We start from the raw sequence: 13,450 nt of genomic DNA, 5'->3' as shown, positions 1-13,450 counted from the left end.
TCGGCGGGCATTTCCGCAGGTCAGAGGGTGCCCTGCAGGTCGCAGGTCTGATCGAGTATGTCTCCGACCTGCGGAAACATGGGTCGCATGGAAGATCATTTCACAACCAGTGCACACGCGGCGGCTGCTCCTGTCGGCTGCTACGCAGGGTTGCCGGGGGGCATGGTCGCTCGTGCGGACGGGGCTCAATGTCCACGGCGAGGAGGGCGCTGGCGCATCTGGCGCCGCACGGGCGGCAGAGGAGCTGGCGTTGTGGGTGCTGCTGCTGGGTCCGCCCACGGCACCGGCTGGGTGTCCCCGGCCCACCCTCCGAGCTGTAGCTGTTTCTGGTAGGAGCCGCGGTAGCCGATGTGGTGGAGGATCATCAGGGTCGCGTAGTGCAGGGAGAGCCGCCAGACTTCGGCCGCCAGTCCTTCGTGTGCATAAAGGTCGTCGGCGAGGACTTTGGGGTGGACCAGCCGGTTCCGGATGCGGGTGACAGCTGTGGGGCCGTCGATTCGGCGGTCTGTCGCGTACTTGGCCAGGGCGGGGAGGGCGACCGGGTCGATCGAGGTTGGCTCGCCGGCGGAGGTCAATAGATAGCGCAGTTTGTCCTCGGCGGGGCAGTTCTTGAAATCCTCCCGCGTCATCAGATTTCCCAGGACCAGTTTGGTCCAGGCGAGGTTCTCCAGTACGGGTGCGGCGGAGAGGATTCGCTGTTCGACGAAGCCTGTGGCCACCGCTTCGGTGGCCATCTGCATCTGAAAGCGCGTGGTTCCTTTGAGGGAGGGATCGGTGAATGCCCGTAGGGCGCGGGTGACGAGTTCGGCGCAGTCATCGGGACTGTTGCGGTTGAGCCATCCCGATCCGATGGTCTGGGCCCGGTCGACGAGAGGGGAGAACCACTGTTCCCAGACGATCTCCCCGTTCGTGTCGTAGCCGATGGGGAGCGTGGGGACGACTTTGCGGCCGAACCCGAACGACAGGCTGACTCGGAGGCATTCCAGTACTTCTCGTCCCTCGGTGAGTGAGAACTCCTCACCGTTGGTGCGCGTGAGTTCCATGACGTGCGTCAGGACGGAGGTGAGCTGATCGGCGGCGGTCCGCAGGGCGTCCGAGAGGTCGGGGCGCTGGTCGATGGCCACCGTCCATCCGTCGACGTCGAGGGACCACCGCCCCCTCCAGGGAGATGTACGCTCGCCGTTTCTCTCCCCGAGGAGCGCGTTGCCTTCGGACAGCGGCAGGTTCACCCACTGCGCCACCAGCCGTTCCAGGAGGATGCCCTGGTCTCCCAGGTGGGTGGAGTTGATCCATCCGGCATTGTTGCGGCGGGTGTTGGCGGTGAACGTGATGGCCGGCGTGCGGCCTACGGTCGTGATCTCGGAGCCGTTGTCGTCAAGCCCCCAGTAGTCCTCCTCGTCGTGCGGTTCGACCGCCCACTCCAGGCTGGGCCTGATTCCGAAGGTGAGTTCGACCCTGCCCTGCCGAGGACCATGCTTGAACCCGGTGAGTTCACCGTCGTACAGGACTATCGATTCCCCTGGAGCGTTCCATCCGTGGGGAGGGGTGAGAGGGCGATGGGAGGTGATCTGCTTGTCGGGGCTCATCTGTGGGCGTCCCTCCGTCCAATGGGGATGCCGCCCAAGTGGACAGCCGACCAGGATATCGGAGCGTGGTCGGGTGCGGCGAAGTCGGTTCCGGGGACGACGGCCACGTTGGCGGCGGAGGTGATGGTGCGTCCGGCGTGGGTGGTGCCGTAGGTGCCGGTGACGTCGGCGAGGAGGAAGGCCCCCCGGGAGGGCAGCTGGCAACGGTGAGCCCCCGCAGGTGCCATTGATGGCCTCGGCGGTGGCGAGGCGGCGGCGGTCGAGTTCGGCGCGGGCCTCTGTCGGCATGTGGATTCGCGGGCCCGCGTCAAGGACAGATCGGAGCACTACGAGGTGGCGTCGTTCCGGCCCGTAGCGCCGGGTCGACTGGGTACCCGCGGAGGGGGCTGACGGAGGTCCGGTTTGACCGGGCGGAGCCGCAGGAGGCCGCAGCTGTGGTCGTCCGGCACGCCGGCGGAGCGGTCACCGTGTTCACGTCCGCCGCGTGGGAGGGGCCAGCAGTTGCGCGAAGGGTTCACTGTGCGGTTGTCCGGCAGCAGTGGCGACAGGATGTGACGCATTCGATCCGGGTCAGCTGTTGATCAGTCAGTTCAAGTTTCCTGATTGGGAGTTGGATGTCGCCTTTCAGTGGTGGGAAGTAACGTGCGCGCCATGGCAGGAGTCTCTGCCGAATCACCCGACAGTGATATGAACGGAACGGCCACATCAGAATGACTCCAGACCTCTTCAGCGCGACCAGCCAACCGGCCACCGCCCCGAGCACGCCCACTCTCGGGGCGCAGCGGAGCAGGTGGATGCAGCAGGCGTCATCCGTACCGGACCTCCAGTGCGGGAAGGACGAGATGTTCCCGCTCACCCTTGAGCTCGTTCGCCGGATCGGCGATGGTGAGGCCACGGATCTCGACACGCGGCCGCAGCTGTCGAGTGTGGAGTCGTCGAGGTCCTGGCGGCGGTACTCGTACGCGCTGCGTCCGATGGGGTTGATCCAGAATCGAAAAGGATTCCTCAAACTGACTTCCGAGGGCTCCGAACTGCTCGCGGACGAGTCGCGCTCACGTCTGGCCTCGTTGATGGCCGAGCGGATCCGGCTGTTCGCCGAGGTGCTCGGGCTCCTCGTGCGCGAGCCACTGACAGTCGAAGAGGCCAATGCCGAGTTGATCGAGTCGTACAACCTCGGCTGGACGAGCGTCGCCAACACGCGCGTCCGCATGACCTGGCTCGAAGTCCTGGGGCTGACCGAATGGCTGGGAGAGCGGAAGCAGAGCGCGACCGCTGAAGGACGGTCGCTATTCGCCACCTGGGAAGTCGTGACGCCTCCGGCCCTGGCCTTGCACGACTCGGGCGAAGCGGTCGACATTCCCGAAGCCCCGGGGGAGATTGCCGCACTCCTCGCGCACCTGGCCGCGACCGACGGCGCCCAGGAGGCCAGGAACACCTACAACATCTGGGTTCCGAGCCCGAAGGAGGACCCCAACAAGATCGAGAACCTGCGGACGTGCATTGCGGCAGCAGAGGACCAGATGGAGAAGGACGCACTGCTGGGCTTCATCGCGGACCGGTTCGGCCTGAAGCGCAGCAGCGTCGACAGCATGCTGCCGTTCATGCGGGCCGCCGGGCTGCTTCTGGAGGTCCGCCGCGGGGTGTTCACAGCAACGCCGGCCGCCAAGGCGTGGCTGCGGTCGGGATCGGACATCGACTTCATCCGGATCCTTCACGCGAACATGAAGTTCGTCGGCGAGCTGATCCGTGTGGCGAAGGACAATGTTCCGAGGAACGACGTGTACCGGGAAGGCATCACGTACGGCTTGAACAAGGACAAGGTGCGGTGGCTTACGGCCTTCATGGTCGAATCGGGCCTGCTCATCGAGACGTCCTGGTCCTCGGTCCAGGCCACGGATACCGGGCTGCGCCTCATCGAGACACTCCCCCTCGCCCAACCGCACCTGCTGGAGGCCGCCGCGGAGCTGGAGTTGTCGTCGGAGCTGACGCAAAGCACGTCGGGCGCGCCGGGCGAACCGGACGAGCTCTCGCTCATCGTGGAATCACTGACGCGCAGCTCCGTCGACCCGGGCGCCGACGGCGCGGCACCCGGTGCGGCGTTCGAGGTGTATATCGAGAGCGCGTTCAGGCATATGGGCTTCCGCGCCCAGCGCATCAGCGGTTCCGGTGACACCGACATCCTCGTGCAGTGGTACGACGGCAACGGGTCGTTGCGGACCGCGATCGTGGACGGAAAGTCGACGTCATCCGGTCGGGTCACGCACAACAACGTGAGCGACGTGGCAATCGACACACACAAGGAGAAGCGTTCCGCGGAGTACGTCGCTATCATCGGCCCCGCCTTCAGCGGCGACACGATCAAGAACATGGCCAAGCGGAAGCAGTGGGCGCTCATCACCGCCGACGAGTTGGGCCAGGTCGTCAGCTCCGCCGAGGCGCTCGGCCTTCGGCCGGCGGATGTCGGGATGCTGTTCGAAGCGCCGGACGGGCTGTCCAGGCTTGCTGGGCTCATCGACACCCGGCAGCGCGAGCTCGACATCCTGTCCCTCGTCATCTCCCGACTCAAGACCGAGTCGGAGATGGAGGAGGCCGTTTCGGCACGCGACGTCTCGCTGATCGAGCGCAGGTCGCCGTTGGCGCCGAACATCGACGAACTGCTGGACACGTTCAGGCTGTTCGACCGCCTCGACCTGGACATCGTGCGGAGCATTGAGGACGTGCAGGATCCGCGATATGCGACCTACCGGATCGGTGACGCGCGATCGGCGGCGAAGCGCCTTCGCGCCATCGCGACTTCGATCGAGAGGGGCCTCTAGCTAGTTAGAGGCGAAGAACAGAATGCCGAGCCTGGGCGATGAGGAGGGCGACGTCAGGCCAGGCGGCGCCGGGCCAGGCTCCGGCAAGCCCGCAGATTCCCACTCCGTCGCATGGTTGGCACGCCCGTCCGACGCAACCTCCCTTTCCGGGCGGGCTCTTGGTGTCCTGCTGATAGCATCAACGGCTAACCGGGCACCTTCCGGCGCATCAATCGCAGGAGGCACTGTGCTGCACCAGCCGGTCCAGTCCACCAATGTCCTGTCCGTCGGCTACGACGACTGCTCCAGCACCCTGCAGATCGCCTTCCACAGCGGATCCCTTTACGAGTACATGCGTGTGCCCGCGGAGGTGTACACCGCACTGCTGGCCGCCGCGAGCAAAGGCGGGTTTGTGGCCCGGTATATCAAGGGGCGCTACCCGACCCGCAAGCTTGCGGGCTGATCCCGTCCCTTTGAGTCCCACCCGTTCCTGGCCAAGTCGAGGCGTGTGTGCAGATTTGTGATGTGTCGGTCGAGGGTTTCCGCTGCCTCGCGGAGATCAAGCAGGTGCCGGTCTTGCGGCAGACTGTACTGACCGGCCAGAACGAGGGCGGGAAGACGGCACTGTTGGACGCCCTCGCGTTCTTGTTGGAGGGCACAGCACTCAGTGAGCGTGACCTGACCTACCTCGGCGAGGGCGAGGCCGAGGACGCCGACGCGCCAGCGCGCGTGGCACAGGCGGTGGTCGAGGGCTCCTTCGCGCTGCGTCCCCAGGAGCAGGAAGTCCTGGGCCTGCCCGAGCATGTGCGGATCAGGCGCCGCTACCGGCCGGAGGCGGGCTCGTTCCTGGAGGTGCGGCGCCGCGTGTGCGAGGAGGCGGCGCTACAGGACCTTGCGTCACTCAAGCTTCCTACCTTGAAGGCGACCGCGAACTCCTACGGCGTACTCCCGGTCGGCCCGGCCACCGCGCGCGACAGCTGGGAGCAGCCGCTGCGGCAGCTTGCCGACACCATGCCGCAGGTCGACGCGTGGGTAGCAGCGGACTCTTCCGTGGAGGCCGCGCTGCCGTCGCTCGTCTACTTCCGCGGCGATGCGGTCCAGGCGCCTGAGACGGTGATCCATACATTGCTGGGGTCTCGCCTGCGGGAATACAGCCGAGCCGATGACGCCGCCAAGCGGGTCGAGGAGCTTGAGGAGTACCTCGCGAACTCGCTAACTGCGGACATCGACCGTATCCGGGAGCACATCGCGGACCGCTGCGAACTGCCGTCAGTCGAGCTAGACCCGAAGGTGCAGGTTAAGCCCGCCCTGACTGGCGTGGAACTGACCATTGTGGACGCGGGCGGACGTCGCATCCCGCTGTCCTCGGCCGGAACGGGCCGTTCCCGCCGTATCTCCCTGGCTCTCTGGGAGAGCAGCAATGAGCTGACCCAGAACGACGACGGCACCACGAGCGACGTCGTGTTTGTCTACGACGAGCCGGACACCCATCTGGACTACACCCGCCAGCGGCGGATCATGTCGCTCATCCAGGGGCAGTCGGCGCAGCCGAACGCCCGGGTGATCGTGGCCACCCACTCGCTCAACCTGATCGACGGGGTTGACATCTCCTCCGTGGTGCACCTGCGCACCCATCAAGGACGAGTCTGCGTGGAGGTCCTCGATGAAGGCGGCGCCGACGTGGACGTGCGCCGCCACCTATCGACCATCGCGACGACACTCGGGTTCCGCAACAGCGTCCTGCTGCACGAGCGGTTCTTCGTCGCCGTGGAGGGCGTATCGGAGACGTCCGCGTTCCCGATCCTGTTCCGCAAGCACGCCGGCGTACCTATCCAGTCCGCAGGCGTGTGTCTGATGGCCGGCGGCAGCAACGAGGGCGCGCTGCGCTTCGCGCAGTTCCTGGCCGACCACCGTCGGGCCGTGGCATTCGTGGTCGACAAGGACAGCCGCACGAACCAGAAGCAGGTCTTCCGGGACGACAAGCTCAAGCAGTATGGCTTCATTCCCGACGAGCACTGCTTCTACCTGGGCGCGCCCAACGAACTGGAGGACGTGTTCCAGAACGCGGACTGGGCTGACACGGCCAACGCCCTGTGGCCCCGAACCGACGGCTCGGGGCCCTGGCAGCCCGGCGAGGTGGCCGAGCTGCGGTCGGGCAAGAAGTTCAGCTCCGCGCTGCTGGACATGTTCAAGACCGGCTCCCTGGAGGGGCCTCAGTCCAAGGAGGACTTGATGGTCGGGATCGCCGCGCACCTGCCCAAGGAGCGCATTCCCAAGGACCTCACCAAGCTCTTCGACGATCTGGTCATCCGCGCCCGGAACGCGGGGCCGCATCTGTGGTGACTGCCGCGGACGCGGCCTGCCGGGCCGCCCGCCGCGCCTGCATGCGGCGAAGCCGCTGCTCGGTCGTCGGCTCCGCCCAAGTGTGCTGACCGACCGAGGCCACCCACTGAGTGCCGTGGTGGCCTCGGGCGTCGCCGCACCACCGACAGCCGTTCGGATCGGGTGGTAGGACTCTGTTCGTGCGTATCACCCGTGCGCCGCCCATGAGACACCGTCCGTGTGTATTGGGGCACCTTTGCTGGGAGTAGTTACCCCGGAGCGTCATGTTCAAAGAGTCCCACACACCACCGACAAGCGGATTTATGCAGTCCGAATAGCCACGCTGCTGACCGCGCGCTACTTCAGTCCCATGTTGGCCACCTGAGCCCTCGGACTGGGCGGCCGGGGGAAGACGCTGGGCCGCATCCTGTGCACACCGCTCGCTGCCCGGGCGCGCACCGGCGTGCGGATCGCCGCCAGCGGGGCCACTGCCTTCGCCCTCGCCGCGACGCCTGGTCTCGCCGCCCTGCTGATCACCCTGCCCATACTGGCCGGCGCCGTCGGGGCAACCGGAACTCCTCCAAGCCACCGCTGGGGTACCGCTTGCTACCGGACGACTGAGCGCCCTCCTGGGAGGCTCTGGCCACCCTGGTCGCTGCCCTCGCCCCATGGGCAGGCGTAGTCCTGATCGGCCCGCTCAGCACTTGGTCTCAACTGTTCGTCCTGTCTGCCGTCGTCTCCGTGGCCGCCGCAGGGCTTGCTGTTGCCTGAGCCGACTGATTCTCGACGGACTTTGCCTGTCGAGGTCCGGCTTACTCCCTGCCTCCTCGGATGTCCTCTTGATCGGCGGGAACTGGCGAGCGTGGGTGACGCCTTGCCTGCGGGAGAGACAGTGCTGGCAAGAGGTCGAACCTGTTGAGTCTCCGGCCCCCGGGCGGTGACTACTGAAAGTAGCGATACGGCGTACTGCCCAGTGATGGCAAGGGCAACAGGGTGGTCATCGCGAGTTCGATCTACATGTGTTCATTTCACACTCATTTCACATCGCGAGCCCAGGGGTGTCGCAGTCGACCCCTCTCCAGGCGTTTCCGCAGGTCAGAACCTTGTCTGACCTGCGGAAACGTTGAGAGATAAAACTGCGTTTCCGCAGGTCAGAGGGACCCTACAGGTCGTAGTAGAGCTCGAACTCGTGCGGGTGGGGGCGCAGGGCGATCGGGGCGATCTCGTTGGTGCGCTTGTAGTCGATCCAGGTCTCGATGAGGTCCGGGGTGAAGACGTTGCCGGCGAGGAGGTACTCGTGGTCGGCTTCCAAGGCTTCTAGGACGGCGGGGAGGGAGGAGGGCACCTGGGGGACGTTGGCGTGCTCCTCGGGGGCCAGCTCGTAGAGGTCCTTGTCGACCGGCTCCAGCGGCTCGATCTTGTTGCGGATGCCGTCGAGGCCGGCCATCAGCATGGCGGCGAAGGCCAGGTAGGGGTTGGAGGCCGGGTCCGGCGCGCGGAACTCGATGCGCTTGGCCTTGGCGTTGGAGCCGGTGATCGGGATGCGGATCGCGGCCGAGCGGTTGCGCTGCGAGTAGACCAGGTTGACCGGCGCCTCGAAGCCCGGCACCAGGCGGTGGTAGGAGTTCACCGAGGGGTTGGTGAAGGCCAGCAGCGAGGGGGCGTGCCGCAGCAGCCCGCCGATGTAGTAGCGGGCGGTGTCGGAGAGCCCGGCGTAGCCCTGCTCGTCGTAGAAGAGCGGGGTGCCCTCGCTCCACAGCGACTGGTGGACGTGCATGCCCGAGCCGTTGTCGCCGAAGATCGGCTTCGGCATGAAGGTGGCGGTCTTGCCGTTCCGCCAGGCGACGTTCTTGATGATGTACTTGAACAGCATCAGGTCGTCGGCGGCGTGCAGCAGGGTGTTGAACTTGTAGTTGATCTCGGCCTGGCCGGCCGTGCCGACCTCGTGGTGCTGGCGCTCGACCTCCAGTCCGGCCTTGGCGAGCTCCAGCGACATCTCGGCGCGCAGGTCGGCGAAGTGGTCGACCGGCGGGACGGGGAAGTACCCGCCCTTGTACTTGACCTTGTAGCCGCGTACGTCGCCCTCGGCGGCGCCGCTGTTCCAGGCACCGGCCTCCGAGTCGATGTGGTAGAAGGACGCGTTGGCGCTGGTGTCGAAGCGGACCGAGTCGAAGACGTAGAACTCGGCCTCGGGCCCGAAGAACGCGGTGTCGGCGATGCCGGAGGAGGCGAGGTAGGCCTCGGCCTTCCTGGCGACGTTGCGCGGGTCGCGGCTGTACGCCTCGCCGGTGACCGGGTCCTGGATGAAGAAGTTGATGTTGAGGTGCTTCTCGGCCCGGAAGGGGTCGAGGCGGGCCGTGGCGAGGTCCGGCACGAGGGCCATGTCGGACTCGTGGATGGCCTGGAAGCCGCGGATCGACGAGCCGTCGAACATCAGGATCTCGGACGGGTCGAAGGTCGCCGCAGGTACGGAGAAGTGCTGCAGGACGCCCGGCAGGTCACAGAAGCGGACGTCGACGAACTTCACGTCGTTGTCCTGGATGAACTGCTTCACTTCGGCGGCGTTGTTGAACATCCATCCTCCTCGGCGTGCGAATTGGGCTCACCATAGGAATGGGTCGTTTCCACTCGGTGACCCGCTCGTTTCCTAGATGTTAACCACGGCTGCCGGGCGGCTGGCAAAGATGTACGGGACGGTACAAATCACCCTGCCCGGCTGGGCGCCCTCCCGCAAGTGGTCTGGACCACTTGGAAAGGTGCCGGAACGAGGATTCACCCGGTCGGGGGTGATGCCCCGACCGGAGGGGAGCCGGTGGCGGCGTACGCCGTCAGCCCGGTTAGTGTGGATTCGTGGACACCAGAGAAGCGTTGGGATCGTGGATCGACGGCCCCCGGGCGGCCGCCGAGAAGATGGGTGCCGACTTCGGCCACCGCGGCGAGCGCCTCGGGCTGCCCAAGGAGGGCCCCGGCTCGATCGCCGGCCCCGGCCGCCGGATCGGCGCCCTGTTCGTGGACGGCTGGCTGGTCGCCCTGATCTCGTACGGGCTGATCGCCCGCGGCGACCAGGCCGAGGCCAACCTGTGGACCAGCCCGCTGTTCTTCCTGGTCGCGTCCCTGCTGCTGGCCACCACCGGCACGACGGTCGGCAAGCGGCTGTTCGGCCTCCGGGTGGTCCGGCTGGACGGCCGCCGCGCGACCATCCCGCAGGTCCTGCTGCGCACCCTGTTGCTCTGCCTGGTGGTGCCGCCGCTGGTCTGGGACCGCGACACCCGCGGCCTGCACGACAAGGCGGTCGGCACCGTCGAGGTCCGGATCTAGCCTCCGGTCGGGGTCGGGATCCAGCCTCCGGCCGAGATCCGGCCCCCGGCCCCGGCCCTGGTCGAGGCCGGGATGCACCCCCGACGCCGTACGAACGTCGGAACGGCCCCGCCGCGGAGCTTCCGCGGCGGGGCCGTTCTCGTGTCGTCAGGGGCGGGGGAGGGTCAGCGGGCCTGGCCGCCCTTGGGCATCCGGGCGCCCTTCGGCATCGGACCCTTGGGGATCGGCGCCTTGGAGAGCAGGTCGCCCAGCGCGCGCAGGCGGTCGTTGGTCTCGGTGACCTGGGCGGCGGTGATGGCGCGGGGCAGGCGCATCAGGTGGATCTGGAGCTTCTTCAGCGGGATCTCGCCCTCGCCGTTGCCCACCACGATGTCGTGCACCGGCACGTCGCCGACCACACGGGCCATCTTCTTCTTCTCGGAGGCCAGCAGCTGGCGGACCCGGTTCGGGTTGCCCTCCCCGATCAGCGCGATGCCGGCCCGGCCCACGGCGCGGTAGACCGCGTCCTGGTTACGGGTGACCGCCACCGGGGTGCTGTTGGAGCTCCAGCCGCGCCGGATGTTGTTCAGCACCGCGGCGACTGCCCCCGGCTGCCCCTCCATCTGACCGAACGCGGCGCGCTCGGCCCGGCGCCCGAAGACGATCGCCATGGCCAGCACGGCCACGATGAAGCCCAGGATGCCCAGGTAGACGGGATGCTCGATCGCGAAGCCGATGGCGAGGAACACGCCGAAGGTCAGCAGGCCGACGCCGGCGATGATCAGGCCGATCTTGGTGTCGACCTTCTTGGTCATGGTGTACGCCAGGCGGATCTGCTTCAGTCGCCCGGGGTTCTCGGATGTTTCCCTCGCCATAACGCTCATGGTACGTGGCACGGGTACGGGATATCCAAGCCCGGGTACCCGTTCGCCCCAACCGTGACCCGTGTGCCCGCACGCCGTCGCACAGAGCGACGCCGGGGGCCCTGCGACGTCGAAGCGTTATCGCCGATGGCGACGCCGATCCGTTGCCGCCGGAGCACTGCCGCCGACGCCGATGCGTCATCGCCGGAGCACTGCCGCCGACGCCGATGCGTCACCGCCGGAGCACTACCGCCGGACCGGCCGCGGCTGTGCCGTCCGGGCCGCCGCGTCGTCGTGCCTGCGGTCCGCCGCGTACCGGCGGTTCTCGCACACCGCCGCCCACGCGTTGCGGCGCGCGTGCCGCTGGCCGGGAGCGAGCAGGACGCTCTCGGCGAACCGCAGCGCCACCCCCACCGACCGGATCCGCATCTGAACCCGCATGCCGAACAGCTCCTCTCGTGGCTGAGAAGAATCGAACGCTCACCAGGCGTCCAGAGTCCCCACCCCGTGTTACCAGCCCGTGACCAGCCAGTCAAAGCGTGGTGAAAACCGGAAGGGCGGAGCCGAAGCTCCGCCCTTCCCGTGGCTCGAACCGATCGGTGGACCGGGAGGCCGCCGTCGGACCGCCGTCACACGCGTGATCGGACCGCGATCAGACCGCGGCCTGCGCGCGCCGCTCCAGCGCCTGCCGGTACAGCCGGCCGGCCCGGTACGAGGAACGCACCAGCGGGCCCGACATGACGCCGGCGAAGCCCAGCTCCTCGGCCTCCTCCTGGAGCTCGACGAACTCCTGCGGCTTCACCCAGCGCTCGACCGGGTGGTGGCGCAGCGAGGGGCGCAGGTACTGGGTGATGGTGATCAGCTCGCAGCCGGCGCCGACCAGGTCGGCCAGCGCCTGGCTGACCTCCTCGCGGGTCTCGCCCATGCCCAGGATCAGGTTGGACTTGGTCACCAGTCCGGCCGCACGCGCCTGGGTGATGACGTCCAGCGAGCGCTCGTAGCGGAACGCCGGGCGGATCCGCTTGAAGATCCGCGGCACGGTCTCGACGTTGTGCGCGAGCACCTCGGGGCGGGAGGAGAAGACCTCGGCCAGCTGCTCGGGCACCGCGTTGAAGTCGGGGATGAGCAGCTCGACGCCGGTGCGGCCGGCCTCGCGGGCGGCGGTCATCGCGTGCACCTGGCGCACGGTCTCGGCGTACAGCCAGGCGCCGCCGTCCTCCAGGTCGTCACGGGCGACGCCGGTGATGGTGGCGTAGTTGAGGTCCATCGTGACGATGGACTCGGCGACCCGGCGCGGCTCGTCGCGGTCGAACTCGGCGGGCTTGCCGGTGTCGATCTGGCAGAAGTCGCAGCGGCGGGTGCACTGGTCACCGCCGATGAGGAAGGTCGCCTCGCGGTCCTCCCAGCACTCGAAGATGTTGGGGCAGCCGGCCTCCTGGCAGACCGTGTGCAGCCCCTCCTTCTTCACCAGCGACTGGAGGGCGTTGTACTCCGGGCCCATCTTCGCGCGGGTCTTGATCCACTCGGGCTTCCGCTCGATGGGGGTCTCGCTGTTGCGGACCTCCAGGCGGAGCAGCTTCCTGCCGTCGGGCGCGACAGCGGACACGTGCGACTCCTAGAACTAGACGGGGTACCCCCAGGGTACGCCTGTGGTTGTACGGCCTTCGCCGGGCCTGCCGCCCTGCAATCGCAGGGCAACATGGCTACCGGTCGGTAGATTCCCAGCGGCCGCTGGCAGTTTCGGCGGCCGTCGGCGGAAGGTGCGTCGGCGCTGCCCGGCGGGTCAGTGGCCGAGGACCGGTTCCGGCAGCTCGGCGAGGACGTCCGCCAGGTGTCGTTCGACCACCGGGGCGGCCTCGGCGGCGGACAGTCCGCGCCGCAGCTCGCCGGTGAGCGAGGCGACGCCCGCGTCCCTGATGCCGCACGGCACGATCTTGTCGAACCAGGTCATGTCCGGGTCGCAGTTGAGCGCGAAACCGTGCATGGTCACCCCGCGGGCGACCCGCACGCCGATCGCGGCGAGCTTGCGGTCGTCACCGCGCTGGCCGGCGTTGGAGGGCGCGTACTCGGGGCCGGCCAGGCGCGGGTCGATGCCCAGCGGCAGGCCCATCCGCAGGGTCAGCCTGCCGATGTCCACCACCTGCGCCGGATCCACCACGGCGTCCGGGATGGACTCGCCCAGCACCCAGACGCCGCTGCGGCCCTCGACCCGGGTGGACCCGATGCCGAACTCGCCGGCGGTGCGGATCAGCGCCTCCTCCAGCCGGCGGACGTAGGCGATGACGTCGATCGGGTCGGGCAGCTTGACGATCGGGTAGCCGACCAGCTGGCCGGGGCCGTGCCAGGTGATCTCGCCGCCCCGGTTGACCTCGACCACCGGGGTGCCGTCCAGCGGCAGGTCGGCGGGGTTGGTGCGCTTGCCCATGGTGTACACCGACTGGTGCTCCAGGAGCAGCACGGTGTCGGGGATCTCGTCCGCGACCCGCAGCGCGTGCAGCCGCTGCTGCTCCTCCCAGGCCTCCTGGTAGGGCACGGTGCGCTCACCTATGCCCATGCGAACAAAACGCACGTTCTCGCTCACCGTTGC

General features: G+C 67.7%; 10 protein-coding genes. 4 read left to right on the top strand and 6 right to left on the bottom strand.

Annotation, left to right across the window (positions count from 1 at the left end; all coding sequences use genetic code 11):
* Nucleotides 1-185: 185 nt before the first annotated feature.
* A complete protein-coding gene (locus ACGFSC_RS30680) occupies nucleotides 186-1,586 on the bottom strand; it encodes a hypothetical protein (protein WP_359896981.1) in 1,401 nt (466 codons plus the stop codon).
* Nucleotides 1,587-2,428: 842 nt separating this feature from the next.
* Between ACGFSC_RS30680 and ACGFSC_RS30675 the strand changes: the two genes are divergently transcribed.
* The 3 genes from ACGFSC_RS30675 to ACGFSC_RS30665 all read left to right on the top strand — a co-directional run bounded on the left by ACGFSC_RS30675 (nucleotide 2,429) and on the right by ACGFSC_RS30665 (nucleotide 6,724).
* Nucleotides 2,429-4,402 carry a restriction endonuclease gene (locus ACGFSC_RS30675; protein ID WP_359896983.1) on the top strand — a complete coding sequence of 658 codons (1,974 nt, stop codon included), beginning with the start codon at nucleotides 2,429-2,431 and terminating at the stop codon, nucleotides 4,400-4,402.
* Between the two features lie 226 nt (nucleotides 4,403-4,628).
* Nucleotides 4,629-4,844: a KTSC domain-containing protein gene (locus ACGFSC_RS30670; RefSeq protein ID WP_359896985.1), complete on the top strand. Its 216-nt coding sequence runs from the start codon at nucleotides 4,629-4,631 to the stop codon at nucleotides 4,842-4,844.
* A gap of 62 nt (nucleotides 4,845-4,906) precedes the next feature.
* Nucleotides 4,907-6,724 carry an AAA family ATPase gene (locus tag ACGFSC_RS30665; RefSeq protein ID WP_359896987.1) on the top strand — a complete coding sequence of 606 codons (1,818 nt, stop codon included), beginning with the start codon at nucleotides 4,907-4,909 and terminating at the stop codon, nucleotides 6,722-6,724.
* Nucleotides 6,725-7,865: 1,141 nt separating this feature from the next.
* Here ACGFSC_RS30665 and glnA read toward each other — a convergent pair.
* Entirely contained in the window at nucleotides 7,866-9,278 is a 1,413-nt protein-coding gene (gene glnA / locus ACGFSC_RS30660) for a type I glutamate--ammonia ligase (protein WP_359896989.1), read from the bottom strand.
* 275 nt (nucleotides 9,279-9,553) lie between these two features.
* Between glnA and ACGFSC_RS30655 the strand changes: the two genes are divergently transcribed.
* Nucleotides 9,554-10,021 (top strand): RDD family protein, encoded by a 468-nt coding sequence (locus ACGFSC_RS30655; RefSeq protein WP_359896991.1) that lies wholly within the window; start codon nucleotides 9,554-9,556, stop codon nucleotides 10,019-10,021.
* A 164-nt stretch (nucleotides 10,022-10,185) separates the two neighbouring features.
* On the opposite strand, the gene ACGFSC_RS30650 is transcribed toward ACGFSC_RS30655, so the two are convergent.
* The 4 genes from ACGFSC_RS30650 to lipB form a co-directional block, all read right to left on the bottom strand.
* Nucleotides 10,186-10,884: a DUF4191 domain-containing protein gene (locus tag ACGFSC_RS30650; protein ID WP_380352414.1), complete on the bottom strand. Its 699-nt coding sequence runs from the start codon at nucleotides 10,882-10,884 to the stop codon at nucleotides 10,186-10,188.
* Nucleotides 10,885-11,109: 225 nt separating this feature from the next.
* A complete protein-coding gene (locus ACGFSC_RS30645) occupies nucleotides 11,110-11,304 on the bottom strand; it encodes a hypothetical protein (protein ID WP_359896994.1) in 195 nt (64 codons plus the stop codon).
* Between the two features lie 211 nt (nucleotides 11,305-11,515).
* Nucleotides 11,516-12,469: a lipoyl synthase gene (gene lipA, locus ACGFSC_RS30640; RefSeq protein WP_359896996.1), complete on the bottom strand. Its 954-nt coding sequence runs from the start codon at nucleotides 12,467-12,469 to the stop codon at nucleotides 11,516-11,518.
* A 177-nt stretch (nucleotides 12,470-12,646) separates the two neighbouring features.
* The gene (lipB, locus tag ACGFSC_RS30635) at nucleotides 12,647-13,417 is read right to left on the bottom strand and encodes a lipoyl(octanoyl) transferase LipB (protein WP_380352416.1); all 771 of its coding nucleotides are present in this window, start codon (nucleotides 13,415-13,417) and stop codon (nucleotides 12,647-12,649) included.
* Between the last annotated feature and the right edge of the window lie 33 nt (nucleotides 13,418-13,450).

It is taken from the genome of Kitasatospora sp. NPDC048715, from assembly GCF_043198905.1.
Lineage (GTDB): Bacteria > Actinomycetota > Actinomycetes > Streptomycetales > Streptomycetaceae > Kitasatospora > Kitasatospora lactacystinica.
This window is presented reverse-complemented; position numbering and strand designations above follow the sequence as displayed.